A 19,937-nucleotide genomic window follows, 5' to 3' on the forward strand; every position below is an offset into this window, starting at 1 on the left:
CGTCCAGCCTACTTCTTGCGGAACACCAGGTCCCAGACGCCGTGGCCCAGCTTGATGCCGCGGTTCTCGAACTTGGTCAGCGGGCGGTAGTCGGGCTGGGGCGCGTAGCCTTCGGCGGTGTTGGCCAGCGTGGGCTCGGCCGACAGCACTTCGAGCATCTGCACGGCATAGGGCTCCCAGTCGGTCGCGCAGTGCAGGTAGCCGCCAGGCTTGAGGCGCGACGCCAGCTTGGCGATCAGCGGCGACTGCACCAGGCGGCGCTTGTTGTGCTTCTTCTTGTGCCAGGGATCGGGAAAGAAGATGTGCACGCCGTCGATACTGGCTTCGGGCAGCATGTTGTCTATCACTTCGACGGCGTCATGCTGCAGGATGCGGATGTTCTTGATGTCCTGCTCGCTGATGCGCTTGAGCAGCGCGCCTACGCCGGGTTCGTGCACTTCGCAGCACAGGAAGTTGTCGTCGGGGCGCACGCGCGCGATATGCGCCGTGGCCTCGCCCATGCCGAAGCCGATCTCGAGGATCAGCGGTGCCGTGCGGCCGTAGGCGGCGCTCGCGTCCAGCGGCGCGGCCTGGTAGTTCAGCAGGAACTGCGGGCCGACCTCGGCAAAGGCCTTGGCTTGGCCGGTCGTGGTACGTCCTGCGCGCAGCACATAGCTTTTGATGGTTTTGGGATAAGCCACGCCGGCGGGTGCAATGCCGGGAGTAGCGTCTTGGGGGGCGTCGGGGCCGGGAGCGGCCGCATTGGTTTGGTGTTCAGTCACAGGGCGTGATTGTAGTTAGCTCGCCAGGCCTGCACCCACAGGGCCAGTGCATCGGCCAGGGATTTGTGGGTGCAATCGGCCACGGGCAGGCCCAGCGCGGCAGCGGCGGTGGCCAGAGCGGCGCTGCAGGCTTCGCGTGTGGACACGTCGATGGAGCGCGCCCCATGCTGCTTGGAGAGCTTTTCGCCATCGGCGCGGCGCACCAGCGGCATGTGCAGATAAGCGGGCGTGGCCAGGCCCAGCGCCTGCTGCAGCAGCATCTGGCGCGGTGTGTTGTCGGTCAGGTCTTCGCCGCGCACGACATGGCTTACCTGCTGCAGGCCGTCATCGACGACCACGGCCAGCTGGTAGGCCCACAGGCCATCGGCGCGGCGCAGCACGAAATCGCCGACACTTTGAATGAGGTCCTGAGACTGCGCGCCGAGTCGGCGGTCCTGCCACAGCAGGCGGCCGTCTGCGGCGTTCCAGGTGGGCGCGCACTGGCCGTGGAACGCCAGCGCCAGGCGCGCCTGTTTGTCGGTTGCAAAGCGCCAGGCGCGCGCGGGCCGGCCGTTCAGGCCTGCGCGGCAGGTGCCGGGGTAGGGACGCTCCACATGCCGCTCGCGCTCCAGGCCCGACTGCTCCCAGGCGAGCGCGATGTCGCGGCGCGTGCAGGCGCAGGCATAGGCGAGCTGCCGGTCGAGCAATTGCTGCAAGGCGTGGGCGTAATGGTCGCCGCGCCGGGATTGCCAGACCGGCGGTGCGTCGGGCAGCAGGCCGCAGGCGGCGAGTTGCTGCAGTATCAATTCGTCGGCACCGGGCATGCAGCGCGGCGGGTCTATGTCCTCGATGCGCACCAGCCAGCGCCCGTTGTGGGCGCGTGCGTCCAGCCAGCTGCCCAGTGCAGCAACCAGCGAGCCCGCATGCAGCGGGCCCGTGGGAGAGGGCGCAAAGCGCCCGACATAAGACGAAGAAGTCCCGGTCATGCCACTTTCAACGCAAGCTCCAGGCCGGACACGAAGGCATCCTCGACGCGTGCACCCAGGCACCAGTCTCCGCAGACGCCCAGGTGGGTCTTGTCGTTCCAGAGGAAAGGATGGCCCAGCGTGCTCACGGTCTGGGCATGCGGCCAGAAGCGGCTGCTGACATGGCTGGGCGTGGCGTGTATGCCGGTAATTTCGGCAAAGGCCTTCTGCAACTTGGCCTGGATGCGCGGGCCGTCGTCGTTGCGGTGTTCCTGCGACCAGGCGGGGCTGGCCTGCACGGTCCAGCGCTCGGTCGTCGCGCGCCCGGGCTTGGACGATTCGCGGGCGAGCCAGGCAATGCGGTGGTGGGTGCTGCGCGCGGCGTTCCAATGGGGGCCCAGCGTGGTCAGGCCCGGCTGCTGCGCCTGGGCGAAAGTCAGGTGCAGCGTCCAGCATGGTGCGATGTCGATTTCGCTGAGCGTCTGGCAATGCAGGTCGGCCAGGCCCGTGGGTTCGAGCAGCGCGCGCGCCAGCGGCGCAGGCAGGGCCAGCAGCACGGTGTCGAAGCCCGCGTGCACGGTCTGCTCGGTCGAATCAAGCGAATTTTCGGTTTGCAGCTGCCAGCGCGTGGGGTCGAGCCGGTCGCGCTCGAGCGCGGTGACGCGGCATTGCGTGAGCACGCGCCCGGCATCGACCAGCGGTTTGGCCCAGGCCGCGGGCAGGCTTTGCATGTGGGGTGTGGCGACCCAGTGCGATTCGCGCGGCGGCGGCACGGCCGTGGCCACGCGTCCGGCGCTGTCAAGCACGCGGATGGTGGTTGCGCTCCAGGGGCGGCACAGCTTGGGGTCCAGCGCCAGCACCTGTTCGAAGCGCGCATCGCGCACGGTGAAATATTGCGCACCGGAGTCGAAGCTGCCGTGCGATGTGGAATGCACCGCCATGCGGCCGCCGACATCGGCGCCCTGTTCGAAGACCTTGACCTGGTGGCCGGCCTGCACCAGCGTGCGCGCGCAGGCCAGGCCCGCGATGCCCGCGCCGATCACGGCGATGACTTGGGGTCGGTGGCGGGCGCGGCGCGGGTGCTGCGCGGCAGTGGGTGCGGGGGCAGGGGTGCGAAGCGTGCGCGGAGCAGTCATGTCAAGCCTTTCGGAAAACAGGGAGGCGAATTCTGCGGTCTCGCTGAGCCTCCACCGTGGACTGACTCTACACCCTTCGCGGGGGTGCGCAGGGCTCAAAGCACGTGATGGTTTTCCAGCAATGCGGCGCGCGTGGTCGGATGCGACAGCTTTTCGAGCCACCACTGGAGCGCGCGACCGGGGCTCGCATGGCCCGAAGTGGTCCAGGCGTAATGGGCGCGCAGCGTGCGCGCCGGACGCACCACGGAGCGCACCACCAGCCGTCCGCTGGCCGCGTGTTCGTGCAGCATGCCCTGGGGCAGGAAGCCGTAGCCCAGGCCGCGCAGCATGGCGTCCACTTTGGCGCCCATGCTGTCCACGGTCAGCACCTGCTGGCCATCGAGCACGCCTATGCTGGTGGTGTCGCGCAGCGCGGAGTCGGCCACGGCCACCACGCGGTGCTGCAGCAGCGTGTCGTCGCTGATGGGCTCGGGCAGCTGGGCGAGCGCATGGTGGGGGGCGACGGCCAGACAGAAGACCAGCTCGCCGAGTTCCTGCAGCTGTATGCCCGCGACATTGCTCGCGTTGACGGCCACGCCTATGGCCAGGTCGGCGCGCCCCGAACTCAGCACTTCGAGCGTTCCGCTCAGGATGCCTTCGCGCAGCTTGAGCCGCGTGGGCGGCGCGAGCGCATAGAACGCTTCGACGAGATCGAACAGCGGGCCGCGCGCCAGCGCGCCGTCGGTGACTATCGTCAGCTGGGGTTCCCAGCCCGTGGCCACGCGGCGCACGCGGTGGGCAACGCTGTCGATGTCCTGCAGCAGGCGCGCGCCTTCGCGCAGCAGCGCCAGGCCGGCTTCGGTGGGCTGGGCCTGGCGCGAGCGCCGATCGAACAGCAGCACATCGAGCGCATCCTCGATGTGGCGCACGCGATAGGTCAGCGCGCTGGGCACCAGGCCCAGCGAACGTGCGGCGGCGGCAAAGCTGCCGGTATCGGCAATCACCTGCAGCATCGCCAGGCTGTCGGGAGTCAGTGCGTCGCGGGGACTGGACATGGAAAGGCGTGGCTGTTCAAAGGATTTGAATGATGCCATCAATTTGGCTGCACCAGCGCAGTGTTCGGCGCGGCTATGCCGCAGATTGCCGCGTGCGGCAGGCGGTGGATCAGTGGAACAAAGCTGACAAGCGCGGCCGCAACGTCTGGTGACAATGAGGTCCATCCGACACGGGCGACCGCTGGTGTCCGATCCCGCGCCACGCAGCGGAATCCTCCGCTTCGACGCAGTGTTCTCGGAGGTATCTCTATGTGGACTTCGCTGCAAAATCCGCTGGCCCTCTTGGGCCGTATCCTGCTGGCCCTGCTGTTCATTCCCGCGGGTGTGGGCAAGCTCACGGGCTTTGCCGGCACAGTGGCCTATACCGCGTCCGCGGGAGTTCCCGTGCCGCAGGTCGCAGTGGCGCTGGCGCTGCTGGTGGAAATCGTCGGCGGCCTGGCTTTGCTGCTGGGCTGGCAGACGCGCTGGGCGGCGATCGCGCTGGCGCTGTTCACGCTGGTCGCGAGCTTCTTCTTTCACAAGTTCTGGGCCTTGCCGGCGGAGCAGGCGGGAATGCAGCAGTTGCTGTTCTACAAGAACATCGCGGTGGCGGGCGGACTGTTCGCGTTCGCGGCATTTGGCGCGGGCGCGCTGAGCGTTGACGCGCGCCGACCGCTGGCGCCGGTCGTGCGCTGAGGCGGCCCTGGCCGCCGGCGCTCAGCCCGCCGAAGGCGGCAGCTCGCTGGCCGGCACGGTGTCGAGCGCCGGGTCGAGCACGCGGCGTTCGTCGAACACGAAGCAGCCGCCGCGGTAATGCGCGCCGTCGGTTTCCTCGAAGTACTTCAGGATGCCGCCTTCGAGCTGATAGACATGCTCCAGGCCCTGCTCGCGCATCAGGATCGCGGCCTTCTCGCAGCGTATTCCGCCGGTGCAATAGCTGACCACGGTCTTGCCTTCGAGCTCGGCCTGGTGCGACTGCAGCGCGGCGGGGAATTCGGTGAACTTGGCGATGCGCCAGTCGATCGCCGATTCAAACGCGCCCGCATCGACTTCGAAGTCGTTGCGTGTGTCTAGCGTGACCACGGGCCGGCCGGCGTCGTCATGGCCTTGCTCCAGCCACTGGCGCAGCCGCGCCGGGCTCACGGATGGCGCGCGCCCATGGGCGGGCTTGATGGCCGGGTGGTCCATGCGGATGATCTCGCGCTTGACCTTGACCAGCATCTTGCGAAACGGCACGTCGCTGGACCAGCTTTCCTTGGGCGCCAGATCAGCGAAACGTTCATCGGCGCGCAGCGCATCGACGAAGCCATGCACTTGCGCGGCCGGGCCGGCGAGAAAGAAATTGATGCCTTCTTCGGCCAGCAGGATGGTGCCCTTGAGTTCGGCGGCGAGCGCGCGTTCCAGCAAGGTCTCGCGCAGCGCGGGCGCGTCGGGGAGTGCCACGAACTTGTAGCAGGAAATATTGAGAATGTCGTTCACGGTCATGGGCCCGATACAGGCCGGTGCAATGGCGCGGCCTGTGTCAGGCCACCAGCATCGATTTTATCTTGTTGGCCAATTGTGCGACAGACAGCGCGGCCGCGCAGCCCGGAGTGGCTTGCAGCAGCAATTGCCGGCGCATCACCGAGTCGCGCACTGCCGGGTCGGCAGGAATGTCGCCCATGTGGATCAGCCGCAGCGGCTGGCCTTCGGCCGTGGTGACGAAACGGTTGAGCACCTGCTGCAGCTGGCCCGTGATTGCGCGGCCGTCGCCGGCGCGTACCGCCTGGTTGATGATCAGGCGCATATGCTGGCGCTTTTGCTGGGTCGCAAGCACCTTGATCGCCGCATAGGCATCGGTCAGCGAAGTCGGCTCGGGCGTGGCGACAATCATCACTTCGTCGGCCATGGAGACGGAGAACAGCACAACGTCAGAGATGCCTGCGCCGGTATCGAGCAGCACCACGTCGAAGCGCGGCGCCATGGTCTCGACGACTTCTAGGAACTTGGCGCGGATGTCGGGCGTGAGGTGCGAGTATTCGACCATGCCCGAGCCCGCGAGCAGCACCGAGAAACCGCCCGGGCCTGCGAGCAGTGCGTCTTCGAGCGCGGCCTTGCCGGTGAACACGTCGTGCAGCGTGATCTTGGGATAGAGGTTCAGCACCACGTCGAGATTGGCCAGGCCCAGGTCGGCGTCGAGCACCAGCACCTTGAGACCGTGGCGCGTGAGCGCGGCGGCCAGGTTGGCGGAGACGAAAGTCTTGCCGACCCCGCCCTTGCCGCTGGTGACGGCAATGATCTTGGCCCGATGCTGCGGGCGCGTGCGCACCGCTTCGCCCATCGGAGTGGTCGTGGGAATGGCGGGGTGGGAGGGAAGCACGGCGTCGCTCATCGCTCTGCTTTCAACGGCCTGCATCCGGCGCGTCCGTGGGGTTGACACGGATCACGTTCGATTGATCTGCTTCATTCGGATGAAGATTCATGGGCAGGGAGCCAAACAACATGCTTTTTTCTTCTGCACTCACGGTGCTGTCGGGTTGCTCTTCGATGCAGATACGGTTTCGGCCAGCGGATTTTGCCTGATAGAGCTGATTGTCCGCGCGTTCTATCCACAGTTGTGTGGTGCTGCGGATCCATTGCAGCGCATACGCGCCGCCTATGCTCACGGAGACGCTCAGGTCCAGGGCCGGCGAGACGCGAATGATGGTGGACTCGACCGCTTCGCGGATGCGCTCGGCAATCGAGCTGCCGAAAGCCGACTGGCACGAGGGCAGCACGATGGCGAATTCCTCGCCGCCATAGCGCGCCAGGGTGTCCATGGGGCGTACGCAGCCGAGCAAAGTGCGGGCCACGGATTGCAGCACCATGTCGCCCACGATATGACCGTGGGTGTCGTTGATCTTCTTGAAATGGTCGATGTCGAGCATCAGCAGGAGTGCCGCTTCACCCGAGCGCGCCATGCGGTCGACTTCGCGCTCGAGTACGGAGCGGAAATGGCGGCGGTTGGCCAGGCCCGTCAGTGGATCGCGCAGTGAGAGGTCGCACAGACCGTCGATCACTGCCTGAAGGTAGCGAGTGGGAGTCTCGTTGGGCAGCACCAGACCCGGCGCACCAGACTGGGTTACCAGGCTGTGGGCCGTAGACAAGCGCAGATCGCGCAAGAAGACAGATTGATAGGTCGCGGAACCGGTCACAAATTGCAAATCAGTGTTACGAGAGTGTATCAGCCCGTTGTCTGCGTGGCACGAAGGTTTTGCAACGCCGCCAACGCATCGGCGTCGGTGCGGTACAGGGCGAGGTCGGTGCCGGGCTCGAGCGCACCAGCGCGTCGCAGGCTATTTTCCACCGGAAGTTTGAGTCCACTGACGTGCAGTGTGCCACCACGCAGGCACAGCAGACCACGGATTCGCTTGAAAGTCTCGATTCCCGTAATGTCGATGCGGTTGATGGGCTGGGCCAGCAGGCACAGATGCAGCAGTTCCGGGTGCGCGCCCAGGTGATCGACGATGCGCTGCTCGAGCGCGCGCGCCGACGCGAAATCGAGCTCGGCATCCATGCGCAGCACCAGCACGCCCTGGGCCAGCGAGGGCAGTTGCCAAAGGTGGCGGTCGCGCAGGCTGCCGTCGCCGTGCAGGCCGGCCTCGATGATGCGTGGGTGCAGGCGCTGGTAGAGGAAGTGGCACAGGCCCATGACGATGCCGGCAAGCACGCCCCAGTACAGCCGCGGCGCCGTGGCCAGCGTGAGCGCGCAGGTGGCCAGGCCTATGCAGGCTTCGGTGCGCGAAATGCGCCACAGGCGGAACATGGTCTGCGGCTTGATGAGGTTCAGAACGGCCGTGACGACGATGGCCGCCAGCGCCGACTGCGGCACATGGTAGAGCGCTGGCGTGAGCCACAGCAGCACGATGAACACGAAGGCGATGGCAAACACCGTGGCCCAGCCGGTGCGCGCGCCGGCCATGAGATTCACGGCCGAGCGCGAAAACGAGGCGCTGGTCGCGAAACTGCCGCACAGACCGGCGCTGATCTTGGCCATGCCCTGGGCCAGCAGATCCTGGTTTTCGTTCCAGCGCGTGCCCGCGTTCTGGTGCTCGGCCTGGGCGCTGGACGCGGTTTCGAGAAAGCTCACCAGCGAAATCACCAATACCGGCATGATCAGCGCCGCAAACTCGCTGGCTTCCAGCCATTGGGGCCAGTGCAGCGACGGCAGCCCTGCAGGCAGCGTGCCTACGACATCGCCGCCGCTGTCGGCGAAGCCCATGGCCCAGCTGAGCACGCCGGCCAGGCCGGCAACGACCATGGCTGCGGGGAAGCCCGCGCGCCAGCGCTTGAGCACCAGCAGCAGCGCCACGCTGATCAGGCCTATGGCTGCGGCGCGCAGATCGAAATGGTGCAGCGAAGGGCTGTAGAAAAATGCATTCCAGGTGGTGCGCAAGCCCAGCAGCGCAGGCAACTGGGACGCCAGGATCAGAATGCCCGCGGCCTGGGTGAAGCCGTTGAGCACCGGCGAGGTCACGAGGTTGAGCAGCCAGCCCGCGCGCAGCGCGCCCAGCGCGCATTGCAGCAGGCCCGACAGCAGCGCGATCCAGACCGCGAGATTGACCCAGTGGGCGCTGCCCGGCTCGGCCATTCCCAGCAGCGATGCGCCGATGAGCAAACTGGTCAGCGCGGTCGGCCCCACGCCCAGGCGCGGCGAGGCGCTCCAGAGGACCGCGATCAGCGCGGGAATCAGCGACGCATAGATTCCGGTCACCAGCGGCATTCCCGCGAGCGCGGCATAGGCCACGCCCTGGGGCAGCAGCATCAGACCGACAGTCATGCCGGCCCAGAATTCTCCAAGCAGCAGGGCGGAAGTCGGACGGGGCCAGGCGAGAAACGGAAACCAGCGAGCAAGATGAGGCATGGGCAGCATTGTGCTGCAGCGCGATGGCTGGTGCAGGGTAGGGCGGCTGTCCTACGCGGGCGTCGGCTTCCTCCCACGGTGGCCGCTGCGCCGCGGCGTTACATTTTCCTCACGAACAACACGCAGGAGATGTCCTGCCACAAGGGGAAATCAACATGATTCAGCCACGTCAACGCATTCTTTCGATTCTCGCGGTCAGCGCTCTGGCACTGGGTCTGGCCGCCTGCGGCAAGAACGAGGACAAGACCGCAGGCCAGCAGCTGGACTCCGCGGTCTCCCGCACCGAACAAGCCGCTGGCGACGCGCAAAAGCGTGCCGAGGAGGCGGCCAAGAACGCAGGTGCGCGCATCGAGGAAGGTGCTGCCAAGATGGGCGACGCCACAACCAACGCTGCCGGCAATGCCATGGACGCAGTAGGCGATGCCGCGACCACGGCTGAAATCAAGGCCGCGCTGGTCAAGGACTCCGAACTGAGCGCGCTGCAGATCAACGTCGACACCAAGGGCGGCGCGGTCACGCTCAACGGCACGGCGCCCAGCGATTCCGCGAAGGCGCGTGCCGAAGAGATTGCCAAGGGCGTCAAGGGCGTGGTGGCGGTGAACAACATGCTGACCATCCAGCCCAAGTAACTCCGGGGACGTGGACACGGCCAGGCCCTGTCCCGGTTCTCGTGCATTCGGGCCCTGCCCCTGGACGCCACCGCTGAGCCGGTGGCGTTCTTGCGTCCGGCAGGGGGCTGCGGGGCGCTACCATTGGCCCATGAAACAAGCCGCCTACGATCTGACGACCGAACTGGTCCATCATGCCTATCAGCCACCGGCCGATTTCGTGTCCTTGCTGCCCGCCGTGCACAAGGCCTCGACGGTGGTGTTTCCCAACGTCGCGGCGATGCGCGAGCGTCGCTGGCTGGACAAGAGCAGCTACACCTATGGCCTGCACGGCACGCCGACGACCTACCTGCTCGAGGAGCGCCTGTGCACGCTCGAAGGCGGCAGGCAGTGCCTGCTGGTGCCCAGCGGATTGGCGGCGATAGGCTGCGTGTCGCTGTCGCTGCTCAAGGCGGGTGACGAAGTGCTGATTCCCGACAACGCCTATGGGCCGAACAAGTCGCTGGCAGAGGCGGAGCTGGTGCAATGGGGCATCACGCACCAATACTACGACCCCATGGATCTTGCGGATCTGGCCGCGCGCATCTCCGAGCGCACGCGCCTGGTGTGGATCGAGGTGCCGGGTTCGGTGAGCATGGAGTTTGCCGACCTTGCCGCGATGGTCGCGCTGTGCCGCGAGCGTGGCGTGATTTCGGCGCTCGACAACACCTGGGGCGCGGGCCTGGCGTTCAAGCCTTTCGATCTTGACGGCGACGGCAGCCACCGGTTGGGCGTCGATGTATCGGTGCAGGCGCTGACCAAGTACCCCAGCGGCGGCGGCGACGTGCTCATGGGCAGCGTGATGACCGTCAACCAGGCCTTGCACCTGCGCCTCAAGCTCACGCACATGCGGCTGGGCTTGGGCGTGTCGGGCAATGACAGCGAAACGGTGTTGCGCTCGCTGCCCAGCATTGCGCTGCGTTACCGCGCCCACGACCTGAGCGCGCGCGAACTCGCGCGCTGGCTGCAGCAGCAGCCTGCGGTCGTTCAGGTGCTGCATCCAGCGCTGCCCGGCTCGCCTGGCCATGCGCATTGGGCCAGGCTCTGCGGCGCGGCCAACGCCGGCCAGGGCGCGGCCGCGGGCTTGTTCAGCGTGGTCATTGATCCGCGCTACACCCAGGACCAGGTCGATGTCTTGTGCGACAGCCTGCGGCTTTTCAAGCTGGGCTACAGCTGGGGCGGCCCGACCAGTCTGGTCGTGCCCTACGAGATCGAAACCATGCGCCAGCGGTCCGTGACGCAGCTGCAGCCGGGCACCGTGGTGCGTTTCAATATTGGTCTCGAGGCGGTCGAGGACTTGCGCGCCGATCTGGCGCAGGCGCTGGCCAAGGCCTTCGGCTGAGTGGCGATGGCCTTCTTGGTGATTGTCTGGATGGCAGGCGCAGGCGGCCGCGCTAAGGTGGTGCCAGCAAGCGCCTTTGCCCGCCGGGCCGGGCGCGCATGCTGGAGGAGGCATCGCCATGGACATTTCACCGGTACCGGTTCCTGCAGCGGCTTCGGAGGTCGAGCTCAGGCCCTTGCGCTGGGGCGACCCTTTTCGCTGGCTTGCGCTGGGCTGGCGCGACCTGCGCGCCGTGCCCGGCATTGCCTTGTTCTATGGCAGCTGCTTCTGGGCCATGGCGCTGCTCATAGGCTGGCTGTTCCGCTCGCGTCCTGAATATGTGATGTCGCTGGCCAGCGGTTGTCTGCTGCTGGGCCCGTTTCTGGCGATGGGGCTGTATGACGCGAGCCGGCGCCTGGAGGCCGGGCAGCGGCCTGCGCTCGGGTCTTCGATCACCGCCTGGGATACGCACATTCCCAGCATGGCGATGCTGGTGTTGGTGCTGGTCGTGCTCGAGTTGCTGTGGGGCCGTGCGTCCATGGTGGTGTTCGCAGTGTTCTTCAACACCGGCATGCCCACCAGCGCAGGCGTGGTTCAGGCCGTGTTCAATTTCGAAAACTGGGAGTTTCTGGCCGTGTACCTGCTGGTGGGAGGGGCATTCGCGGCGATCGCCTTTGCCAGCATGGTGGTGGCGCTGCCCATGATTCTCGACCGCGACACCGATGCGCTCACGGCCTGCATTACCAGCGTGCGCGTGGCTGCGGGCCATCCGGGCGTGCTGCTATTGTGGGGCCTGCTGATCACGCTGCTGGTGGGCTCAAGTCTCTGGTGGACCTGGGGTGCGGGCCTGGTGCTGGTAGGGCCATTGCTGGGCTGCGCGAGCTGGCATGCCTACCGACATGCGGTGGCTCCGGTCCTCTCGGCGGCGGCCCAAGGCTAAACCCGAGCCCGATGGCTGGTACAGTAGGCGCAGCTTCAAATCAACGAAAGAGAACATTGGCAACACCCAACTACGGATACGAAAAACGGCAACGCGAGCTCGCCAAAAAGCAAAAGAAGCAGGATAAAGAGCGCGCCAAGGAACAACGCAAGAGCGATGTGCCCGAGCATTCGGGCGCGACCTATGTCGCTCCCGGCAATGATCCTGCGCCTGCCGCCGATGTGCCGGCGCCCAGCGCTGGCAACTGATACGCGCAGCCCGCGCTCAGCGCAGCAAGGGCTGCAGCAGCGGCCAGACATTCTCCAGCATGCGCGGATGCGCCTTGGCTGTGGGATGGATGCGGTCGGCCTGGAACCAGCTGCTCGCGTCGGGTGCGTCGGCAATGCCTGCGAGCAGGAACGGCAACCAGGCCGCCTTGTTCTGCTTGGCAACCTCGGGGAAGACCGCGGCGAAATCGCGGCCGTAGGCGCTGCCATAGTTGGGCGGCACCTGCATTCCCAGCAGCAGCACCTTGGCGCCGGCCGCCTGACTGGCGCGCGTCATGGCCTGCAGGTTGTCGCGCGTTCCCTGAAGCGGCAGCCCGCGCAGCGCATCGTTGCCGCCCAGCTCGATCACCACCACCGTCGGCGCATGCTGCTTGAGCAGGCTTGCCAGCCGGGCACGTCCGCCTGCCGTGGTGTCGCCGCTGACACTTGCATTGATCACACGCGCTTGCGGCATGCTTTTCGCTAGTCTTTCCTGCAGCAGTGCCACCCAGCCCTGGCCGCGGGCCAGGCCATATTCGGCGCTCAGCGAATCGCCCACCACCAGCACCACCGGGGCCTGTGGGGCGGACGCTGACGGCGCCGCGCTGGACATGCCGCATGCCATGGCGGCCACTGCCGCCAGAAGCCGGCGTCGCGTGCGGTCGGATGGTTTCAATTTCATGGTATCCATTTCAGTTTGATATGCCCGCACCTCTTGTACCCCCTCTGCTCGAAATCGAACATCTTTCCAAGTCGGTCACGGATTCCACGGGGTCACTCGACATTCTGCGGGATATTCATGCGAGCTTCGCGCGCGCCGAGAGTGTGGCCATCGTGGGCGCGTCGGGCTCCGGGAAAAGCACGCTGCTGTCGATTCTGGCAGGCCTCGATACCCCGACCTCGGGTACGGTCCGCCTCGAAGGCCAGGATCTGTTCGCGTTGAACGAAGATGACCGCGCGGCGCTGCGTGCGCAAAAGCTCGGCTTCGTGTTCCAGAGCTTCCAGCTGCTGGGCAACCTGACGGCGCTCGAAAACGTGATGCTGCCGCTGGAACTTGCGGGCCATGCCCAGGCGCGCCAGCTCGCCAGGGAGATGCTCGAGCGCGTGGGTCTGGGCCAGCGCCAGGGTCATTACCCGCGGCTGCTGTCGGGCGGCGAGCAGCAGCGCGTGGCGCTGGCACGCGCCTTTGTCGTGCAGCCGGCCGTGCTGCTCGCTGATGAACCCACGGGCAGCCTCGACTTTGCGACCGGCGAAACCATCATGCAGCTGATGTTCGATCTGAACCGTGAACGCGGCACCACGCTGGTGCTGGTCACGCATGACCGTGCCATCGCCGCGCGCTGCGACCGATGCCTGACCGTCGAGGCCGGGCGGCTGCTGGCGTAATTCGGGCCGGCGCGGGGCAGGGGAGGCATGGCAATGCGTGGGGCCGTTGCGAAGTATGTAACATCGACATGCAAAACCGCTGTGTCTGACTTGGAGCCGGGCAAAAAACAGCTATGCTCAACAAGCTATCGGATTCATAGCTTTTCTAATCGTTTGACGTTGTGAGCCCTCGGAATTTCCGCGGCGCGCTTATGTCCCCATGACCCTTCACCTTCCAGGCCTGTCGAAAAAGCACCGCATTTTTGTGCCGGGATTGGCGGTGTTCGTCTTGGGAGCGTCACTGAGTGCCTGGCTGGGAATTGCCTTGATGCGTGCGCCGCATGATGCGGGGGCGCTGAGCGTGATCACGCAGGGCGTGGGGCTGTCGACCAGGGCGCCGGATCTGCGAGCCGCGCCTCCTGCGGCCGCGTCCGCCCCCAAGGATCCCGTGGTGCTGCGGACTGCGGCTACGCCGGTGCGTCATCTGTTGCCCTGGGTGGTGATTCTGGGCGGCGGGCTGACGTCTTTGCTGCTCGGCGTCGCGACCGTCTGGCGCATGCGCCGGCGCCGCCGGATCTGGGCGCAGGAACGAGCGCTGGCGACCGCGCGCCACAGCGACCAGCGCATCCAGGCGCTGTTCAACCAGGCCGCGGTCGGTGTGGTCCAGCTCGATGCCGAGACCGGCGCGTTCGAGCAGGTCAACGAGCGTTACGCCAGCATTCTGGGGCTGCCCATCGAAGCCTTGCAGGACCGCAAGTTCGGAGAGTTCATCCATCCCGGCGACCGTGCCCAGCATTTGTCGCTGATGCAGCGACTGGGGCGCGGCGAGATACAGGAATACCAGGTGGAACTGCGGCTGCTGCGCAGCAACGCCTCCATCATCTGGGTCGAGGAAACCGCGTCGGCCATAGGCCGGGGCGTGCGCGGCCGGCTGCTCAACCTGGGCGTGGTGCAGGACGTGACCGAGCGCCGCCGCTTGGAGCAGCACCACCGCGAGAACGAGGAGCGCCTGCGCGCGGTGCTGCAGCGCCTGCCCGTGGGCCTGGCCATCGTCAACGATGCCGATGAGATCGTCTACCGCAACGACCGCTTCGTGTTCACCTGTGGCTATACCGAGCAGGACGCGGTGACGGTCGACGAGTGGTGGGGCCTGGCCTATCCCGATCCTGTGCAGCGCGCCAAGGCCTGCGAGCAGCTGCGCACGGCCAAGGCGCGCGCGCGCGCGCTCGACGGCAACATCGTGCACTCCGAATACCACATCGTGTGCCGCGACGGCACGATGCGCACCGTGGAAATCGGCGGCGTGGCGATGGACGGCCAGTACCTGATCACGCTCGAGGATCTGAGCCAGCGCAAGGCCGCCGAGGAAGAGATACGCTACCTCGCGTTCTATGATTTGCTGACCCAGCTGCCCAATCGGCGGCTGCTGCTCGACCGGCTGCAGCAGGCGCTGGGCGCGGGCGCGCGCCGCCAGCGCTCGGGCGCGTTGCTGATGCTCGACGTCGACAACTTCAAGACTTTGAACGAAACCCGCGGCCACGACCAGGGCGATGCGCTGCTGCGCCAGGTCGCGACACGGCTGCGCGAGACCGTCGATGTCACGCATACCGTGGGGCGCCAGGGCGGCGATGAATTCGTCGTGGTGCTCGAAGACCTGGGCGAGGACCCGGTGCAGGCCGCGGCCATGGCCCAGGAAGTCGGCCACGCCATCTTGCAGGCCCTGCGCCAGCCCTATGTGCTCGACGATGGCGAGGAATGCCATGCCACTGTGAGCATGGGCGCGACGATCTTCCAGGGCCTGAGCGACACCGTCGACGAGCTGCTGCGCCGCGCCGATCTGGCCATGTACCAGGCGAAGAAGGCCGGCCGCGACACGCTGCAGTTTTTCGACCCTCGCATGCAGCAGGCGGTGCGCGAGCGCGCGACGCTGGAGCAGGACCTGCGCACCGGCCTGGCGCAGCAGCAATTCGAGCTGTTCTACCAGCCCCAGGTCGAGGACGGACGCATCATAGGTGCCGAAGGCCTGCTGCGCTGGCGCCATCCGGGACAAGGTTTCATTTCTCCCGCGAACTTCATTCCGCTCGCCGAGGAAAGCGGCCTGATCGTGCCGCTGGGCGAATGGGTGCTCAACACCGCCTGCGCCCAGCTCGCGCAATGGTCGCGCGATCCGGCGATGGAGTCTTTGGTGGTGGCGGTCAATGTCAGCCCGCGCCAGTTCTACCAGGCGCAGTTCGTCGACCAGGTGCTCGCGGCGCTGGCGATCAACGGCGCGCCGCCGTCGCGCCTCAAGCTTGAGCTCACCGAAGGCCTGCTGCTGACCGACATCGACGATACCATCGACAAGATGGTGCAGCTCAAGCAGCATGGCGTGGGCTTCTCGCTCGATGACTTCGGCACCGGCTACTCGTCGCTGGCCTATCTCAAGCGCCTGCCGCTGGACCAGCTCAAGATCGACCAGAGTTTCGTGCGCGACGTACTCACCGATCCGAACGACGCGGCCATCGCCAAGACGATTGTCGCGCTGGGCACCAGCCTGGGCCTGCGCGTCATTGCCGAAGGCGTGGAGACCGAGGCCCAGCGGCTGTTCCTGCACGATCATGGCTGCCATGCCTGGCAGGGCTATCTGTTGAGCCCGCCCGTGCCCATGGCCAAGTTCGAGGCACTGGTGCGCACCTGGCCCGCGCAGCAGGCCGTACCTGCCGTGATCCCTGTGCAGCCCGGCTGAGAAGCCGGGCAACGCTGGCATACTGCGGCGTGCCTGAAATCAAGACCTTCTTCCTTTTCGCCGCCACCGCCGTCGCCGAGATCGTCGGCTGCTATCTGCCGTGGCTGTGGCTGCGCCAGGGCCACAGCGCCTGGCTGCTGCTGCCCGCGGCCGCGAGCCTGGCGGTGTTTGTCTGGCTGCTGACCCTGCATCCCGAGGCTTCGGGCCGCGTCTATGCGGCCTATGGCGGCGTCTACGTGGCCGCGGCGCTGGTCTGGCTGTGGCTGGTCGACGGCATTCAGCCCACGCGCTGGGACCTGGCGGGCGCGGCCGTGGCGCTGGCCGGCATGGCGATCATCGCCTTCGCGCCGCGCGCGGGCTGAATCGCCGGGCGCGCGCGGTATCATGCGGGCCTGTTCCACGAAGATGTTGCTAGACGCCCGTGCGCCTTAATTCGATCAAGCTTTCCGGCTTCAAGTCATTTGCCGAACCCACCAATTTCCTGCTGCCCGGGCAACTGGTCGGTGTGGTCGGGCCAAATGGCTGCGGCAAATCGAACATCATGGATGCGGTGCGCTGGGTGCTGGGCGAAAGCAAGGCCAGCGAGCTGCGCGGCGAGTCCATGCAGGACGTGATCTTCAACGGCACCACGCACCGCAAGCCCGCGAGCCGCGCCAGCGTCGAGCTGGTGTTCGACAACAGCGACCACCGCGCGGGCGGCCAGTGGGGCCAGTACGGCGAAATCGCCGTCAAGCGCGTGCTCACGCGCGATGGCAACAGCAGCTATTTCATCAACAACCAGCCGGTGCGCCGGCGCGACGTGCAGGACGTGTTCCTCGGCACCGGCCTGGGCCCGCGCGCCTACGCCATCATCGGCCAGGGCACGATCAGCCGCATCATCGAGTCGCGCCCCGAAGAGCTGCGGCTGTTCCTCGAAGAGGCCGCGGGCGTGTCCAAGTACAAGGAACGCCGGCGCGAGACCGAAAACCGCTTGTCGGACACGCGCGAGAACCTCACGCGCGTCGAGGACATCCTGCGCGAGCTCAACGCCAACCTCGAGAAGCTCGAGAAGCAGGCCGAAGTCGCGGCCCAGTACAACAAGCTGCAGGCCAGCGTCACGCTCAAGCAGCAGCAGATGTGGTTCCTCAAGCGCGCCGAATCCGAGGCCGAGCAGGACAGGGTGCGCGTCGAAGGCCTGCAGGCGGTCAACGACCTCGAAGCGCGCATGGCCGAGCTGCGCCATATCGAGGCCGAACTCGAAACCATTCGCCAGGCGCATTACACCGCGGGCGATGCCGTCAACCAGGCCCAGGGCCAGCTCTACGAAGCCACGGCCGAGGTCGGCAAGCTCGAGGCCGAGATCCGCTATGTGGTCGAAGGCCGCCAGCGCGTGCAGCAGCGGCTGGCGCAGCTCGCCGAGCAGATCGCCGACTGGGCGCGCCGGCGCGAGGAAGCAGAGATCGAGATCGAGAACCTCGAAGGCGCGGGCATGAACGCCGAAGAGCAGGCCGAAATGCTGGCCGCCCAGCTCGAGGAGCAGTCGCAGCGCCTGCCCGATCTCGAAGACGCGCTGCGCCAGGCGCAGAAAAATGACAGCGAGCAGCGCGCCCAGGTGGTGCAGGTGCAGCAGCAGATCCAGGTGCTGGCCGCCGAGCAGCGCAGCTTGAGCGAGCAGGAGCGCCAGTTCCAGGCGCGCGACGAACGCCTGCGCGCCGACCGCAACGCGCTGACCGTGCCCGACGAGGCGCGGCTGGCCGATCTGCGCGGCCAGCTCGAGGTGGCGCAGGAAACCGCCGAGATTTCCGAAGCCCAGCTGCTGGAACTGCAGGACAGCGTGCCCCAGCTTGACGAGGAGCGGCGCACGCGCCAGCAGGCGGTGAACACCGAAGGTGCGCGCCAGGCCGAGCTCGCGGCGCGCATGGAGGCGCTGAAGGCCCTGCAGGAAAAGGTCAAGACCGACGGCAAGCTCCAGCCCTGGCTGGCCAAGCACGGCCTGGACGGCATGCAGGGGCTGTGGACCCGCCTGGCGATAGAGCCGGGCTGGGAAAACGCGCTCGAAGCCGCGCTGCGCGAACGCATGGGCGCGCTGTCCGTGGGCCGGCTCGACATGGTGCGCGGCTTTCTCGGCGCGGGCGCGCAGGACGCGCCGCCCGCAAGGCTGGCGTTCTACAGCACGGCCGATGCCAAGCCCCTGGCCGCGCAGGCGAGCAGCACGGGCCTGGCGCCGCTGGCTTCGCTGCTGCGCGTGAGCGACGCCGGCCTGATGGCGGTGCTGGCCGACTGGCTGCAGGGCTGCTATACCGCGCCCACGCTCGACGCCGCGCTGGACCGGCGCGCGGCCTTGCAGCCTGGCGACGTGGTCTACGCGCCCAGCGGCCACGCGGTCACGGCGCACAGCGTGGGCTTCTACGCCCAGGACTCCGAGCAGTCGGGCCTGCTGGCGCGCGCCCAGGAAATCGAACACCTCGAAAAGGAAACGCGTGCCCAGGCGCTGATCAGCGACGAGTCGCGCACCGCGCTGGTGCGTGCCGAGACGGCGTACGCCGATGCCTCGCAGCGCCTGATCGCCGCGCGCCGCGACGCGGGCGAAGCCAAGAACGCCGCCCATGGCCTGCAGGTCGAGGTGCTGCGCCTGGGCCAGCTGGCCGAGCAGGCGCGCGCGCGCAATGCGCAGATCACCGCGGACCTGGACGAAGTCCAGGCCCAGCTGGGCGATATCGAAGAGCGCCGCATGTCGGCCGAAGCGCGCTTCGAGGAGCTGGACATGCAGCTTGCCGACAGCCAGGAGCGCCATGCCCAACTGGGCGACAAGGTGCTCGAAGCCGAGCGGCGGCTGAACGAATCACGCGAGCAGCTGCGCACGCTCGAGCGCCAGGCGCAGGAAGCGACGTTTTCGCAGCGCAGCCTGCAGGCGCGGCGCGCCGAACTCAGCCGCAGCATAGACACGGCGGCGCAGCAGGTGCGCTCGCTGGGCGACGAACAGCAGCGTGCCCAGGAAGAGCAGACGCGGCTGAACGACGCCGCGGCCCAGGGCGGGCTGCAGGACGCGCTGGCGCTGAAGATGGAGCGCGAGAAAGCCGTGGGCGAGCGCCGCAGCGAATACGACGAACTCACCAACCGCCTGCGCGGCAGCGACGAACGCCGCCAGCAGCTCGAGAAGGCGATGGAGCCGCTGCGCCAGCGCATCACCGAATTCCAGCTCAAGGAACAGGCCGCGCGCCTGGGCCTGGAGCAATACAACAGCCTGCTGACCGATGCCCAGGCCGATCTGGCGGCGATCGCGCAGTCGATCGCCGAAGGCAATGTGCGCATTCCCGGCATGCAGGGCGAGATCGACCGGCTGCACCGCGACATCGCGGCGCTGGGCGCGGTCAACCTGGCGGCGCTCGACGAACTCAATGCGGCCAGCGAGCGCAAGCTGTTCCTCGACGCGCAGATGGAAGACCTGACCTCGGCGATGAACACGCTCGAAGATGCGATCCGCAAGATCGACGCCGAGACGCGCGACCTGCTGTCGGGCACGTTCGACACCGTCAACCGGCATTTCGGCACCATGTTCCCCGAGCTGTTCGGCGGCGGCCAGGCCAAGCTGGTGATCACGGGCGACGAAATTCTCGACTCCGGCGTGCAGGTGATCGCGCAGCCCCCGGGCAAGAAGAACCAGACGATTCACCTGCTGTCGGGCGGCGAGAAGGCGCTCACAGCCATTGCGCTGGTGTTCGCGATCTTCCAGCTCAATCCCGCGCCGTTCTGTCTGCTCGACGAAGTGGACGCGCCGCTGGACGACGCCAACACCGAGCGCTACGCCAAGCTGGTGTCGAGCATGAGCCGCGGAACCCAGTTCCTGTTCATCAGTCACAACAAGATCGCCATGGAGATGGCCCAGCAGCTGATTGGCGTGACAATGCAGGAGCAGGGCGTTTCGCGCATCGTTGCGGTCGACATGCAGTCGGCGCTGCACATGGCCGAGGCAGTTTAG

General features: G+C 66.9%; 18 protein-coding genes. 9 read left to right on the plus strand and 9 right to left on the minus strand.

The annotated features are described in order from the left end of the window. Positions 1–8: 8 nt before the first annotated feature. From trmB to ACSVDO_RS10445, 4 genes are all read right to left on the minus strand, one after another. Positions 9–761, minus strand: coding sequence for a tRNA (guanosine(46)-N7)-methyltransferase TrmB (gene trmB / locus ACSVDO_RS10430; RefSeq protein ID WP_489591957.1), 753 nt, complete (start codon positions 759–761; stop codon positions 9–11). After that, positions 758–1,726 carry a tRNA glutamyl-Q(34) synthetase GluQRS gene (gene gluQRS, locus ACSVDO_RS10435; protein ID WP_489591959.1) on the minus strand — a complete coding sequence of 323 codons (969 nt, stop codon included), beginning with the start codon at positions 1,724–1,726 and terminating at the stop codon, positions 758–760. Before gluQRS ends, trmB begins: the two co-directional genes overlap by 4 nt. Continuing rightward, a complete protein-coding gene (locus ACSVDO_RS10440) occupies positions 1,723–2,841 on the minus strand; it encodes an NAD(P)/FAD-dependent oxidoreductase (protein ID WP_332535804.1) in 1,119 nt (372 codons plus the stop codon). Before ACSVDO_RS10440 ends, gluQRS begins: the two co-directional genes overlap by 4 nt. Before the next feature lie 95 nt (positions 2,842–2,936). Beyond that, the gene (locus ACSVDO_RS10445; RefSeq protein WP_489591961.1) at positions 2,937–3,875 is read right to left on the minus strand and encodes a LysR family transcriptional regulator; all 939 of its coding nucleotides are present in this window, start codon (positions 3,873–3,875) and stop codon (positions 2,937–2,939) included. Between the two features lie 249 nt (positions 3,876–4,124). On the opposite strand from ACSVDO_RS10445, the gene ACSVDO_RS10450 reads away from it, so the two are divergent. Further along, complete coding sequence (locus ACSVDO_RS10450) at positions 4,125–4,550, plus strand: DoxX family protein (protein WP_489591963.1); 426 nt, start codon at positions 4,125–4,127, stop codon at positions 4,548–4,550. A 21-nt stretch (positions 4,551–4,571) separates the two neighbouring features. Here ACSVDO_RS10450 and ACSVDO_RS10455 read toward each other — a convergent pair whose 3' ends face one another. From ACSVDO_RS10455 to ACSVDO_RS10470, 4 genes are read right to left on the minus strand one after another with little or no spacing between them, the layout of a single operon-like run. Continuing rightward, a complete protein-coding gene (locus tag ACSVDO_RS10455) occupies positions 4,572–5,333 on the minus strand; it encodes a sulfurtransferase (RefSeq protein WP_489596383.1) in 762 nt (253 codons plus the stop codon). 43 nt (positions 5,334–5,376) lie between these two features. Then, a complete protein-coding gene (locus ACSVDO_RS10460; protein WP_442881454.1) occupies positions 5,377–6,225 on the minus strand; it encodes a MinD/ParA family protein in 849 nt (282 codons plus the stop codon). Positions 6,226–6,235: 10 nt separating this feature from the next. After that, positions 6,236–7,027, minus strand: a complete 792-nt coding sequence (locus ACSVDO_RS10465) for a GGDEF domain-containing protein (RefSeq protein ID WP_489596385.1) — start codon at positions 7,025–7,027, stop codon at positions 6,236–6,238. Between the two features lie 29 nt (positions 7,028–7,056). Beyond that, positions 7,057–8,745 (minus strand): SulP family inorganic anion transporter, encoded by a 1,689-nt coding sequence (locus ACSVDO_RS10470; RefSeq protein WP_489591965.1) that lies wholly within the window; start codon positions 8,743–8,745, stop codon positions 7,057–7,059. A gap of 146 nt (positions 8,746–8,891) precedes the next feature. Here ACSVDO_RS10470 and ACSVDO_RS10475 point away from each other — a divergent pair, with 146 nt between their 5' ends. From ACSVDO_RS10475 to ACSVDO_RS10490, 4 genes are all read left to right on the plus strand, one after another. Beyond that, entirely contained in the window at positions 8,892–9,365 is a 474-nt protein-coding gene (locus tag ACSVDO_RS10475) for a BON domain-containing protein (RefSeq protein WP_332535797.1), read from the plus strand. 130 nt (positions 9,366–9,495) lie between these two features. Beyond that, positions 9,496–10,725 carry a PLP-dependent transferase gene (locus ACSVDO_RS10480; RefSeq protein ID WP_332535796.1) on the plus strand — a complete coding sequence of 410 codons (1,230 nt, stop codon included), beginning with the start codon at positions 9,496–9,498 and terminating at the stop codon, positions 10,723–10,725. Between the two features lie 118 nt (positions 10,726–10,843). Next, positions 10,844–11,644 (plus strand): DUF2189 domain-containing protein, encoded by an 801-nt coding sequence (locus ACSVDO_RS10485; protein WP_489591968.1) that lies wholly within the window; start codon positions 10,844–10,846, stop codon positions 11,642–11,644. Positions 11,645–11,700: 56 nt separating this feature from the next. Further along, the gene (locus tag ACSVDO_RS10490) at positions 11,701–11,892 is read left to right on the plus strand and encodes a hypothetical protein (protein ID WP_332535792.1); all 192 of its coding nucleotides are present in this window, start codon (positions 11,701–11,703) and stop codon (positions 11,890–11,892) included. Positions 11,893–11,908: 16 nt separating this feature from the next. Here the strand turns inward: ACSVDO_RS10490 and ACSVDO_RS10495 are convergent, their stop codons facing one another. Then, on the minus strand, positions 11,909–12,571 hold the full coding sequence (locus ACSVDO_RS10495) for an arylesterase (protein ID WP_442881592.1): 663 nt from the start codon (positions 12,569–12,571) through the stop codon (positions 11,909–11,911). 20 nt (positions 12,572–12,591) lie between these two features. Between ACSVDO_RS10495 and ACSVDO_RS10500 the strand changes: the two genes are divergently transcribed. The 4 genes from ACSVDO_RS10500 to smc all read left to right on the plus strand — a co-directional run bounded on the left by ACSVDO_RS10500 (position 12,592) and on the right by smc (position 19,937). Next, complete coding sequence (locus ACSVDO_RS10500; RefSeq protein WP_489591970.1) at positions 12,592–13,275, plus strand: ABC transporter ATP-binding protein; 684 nt, start codon at positions 12,592–12,594, stop codon at positions 13,273–13,275. A 199-nt stretch (positions 13,276–13,474) separates the two neighbouring features. Next, the gene (locus ACSVDO_RS10505; RefSeq protein ID WP_332683847.1) at positions 13,475–15,979 is read left to right on the plus strand and encodes a putative bifunctional diguanylate cyclase/phosphodiesterase; all 2,505 of its coding nucleotides are present in this window, start codon (positions 13,475–13,477) and stop codon (positions 15,977–15,979) included. A gap of 29 nt (positions 15,980–16,008) precedes the next feature. After that, positions 16,009–16,341: a YnfA family protein gene (locus ACSVDO_RS10510; protein ID WP_332535788.1), complete on the plus strand. Its 333-nt coding sequence runs from the start codon at positions 16,009–16,011 to the stop codon at positions 16,339–16,341. A gap of 59 nt (positions 16,342–16,400) precedes the next feature. Next, on the plus strand, positions 16,401–19,937 hold the full coding sequence (gene smc / locus ACSVDO_RS10515; RefSeq protein WP_489591972.1) for a chromosome segregation protein SMC: 3,537 nt from the start codon (positions 16,401–16,403) through the stop codon (positions 19,935–19,937).

The organism is Comamonas sp. DB36, assembly GCF_057914905.1.

Bases quoted from the DNA above. Each gene is read 5' to 3' on its own strand.
- gluQRS (WP_489591959.1), bottom strand. From the start codon at position 1,726: ATGACCGGGACTTCTTCGTCTTATGTCGGGCGCTTTGCGCCCTCTCCC.
- ACSVDO_RS10440 (WP_332535804.1), bottom strand. From the start codon at position 2,841: ATGACTGCTCCGCGCACGCTTCGCACCCCTGCCCCCGCACCCACTGCC.
- ACSVDO_RS10445 (WP_489591961.1), bottom strand. From the start codon at position 3,875: ATGTCCAGTCCCCGCGACGCACTGACTCCCGACAGCCTGGCGATGCTG.
- ACSVDO_RS10450 (WP_489591963.1), top strand. From the start codon at position 4,125: ATGTGGACTTCGCTGCAAAATCCGCTGGCCCTCTTGGGCCGTATCCTG.
- ACSVDO_RS10460 (WP_442881454.1), bottom strand. From the start codon at position 6,225: ATGAGCGACGCCGTGCTTCCCTCCCACCCCGCCATTCCCACGACCACT.
- ACSVDO_RS10470 (WP_489591965.1), bottom strand. From the start codon at position 8,745: ATGCTGCCCATGCCTCATCTTGCTCGCTGGTTTCCGTTTCTCGCCTGG.
- ACSVDO_RS10475 (WP_332535797.1), top strand. From the start codon at position 8,892: ATGATTCAGCCACGTCAACGCATTCTTTCGATTCTCGCGGTCAGCGCT.
- ACSVDO_RS10480 (WP_332535796.1), top strand. From the start codon at position 9,496: ATGAAACAAGCCGCCTACGATCTGACGACCGAACTGGTCCATCATGCC.
- ACSVDO_RS10485 (WP_489591968.1), top strand. From the start codon at position 10,844: ATGGACATTTCACCGGTACCGGTTCCTGCAGCGGCTTCGGAGGTCGAG.
- ACSVDO_RS10495 (WP_442881592.1), bottom strand. From the start codon at position 12,571: ATGAAATTGAAACCATCCGACCGCACGCGACGCCGGCTTCTGGCGGCA.
- ACSVDO_RS10500 (WP_489591970.1), top strand. From the start codon at position 12,592: ATGCCCGCACCTCTTGTACCCCCTCTGCTCGAAATCGAACATCTTTCC.
- ACSVDO_RS10505 (WP_332683847.1), top strand. From the start codon at position 13,475: ATGACCCTTCACCTTCCAGGCCTGTCGAAAAAGCACCGCATTTTTGTG.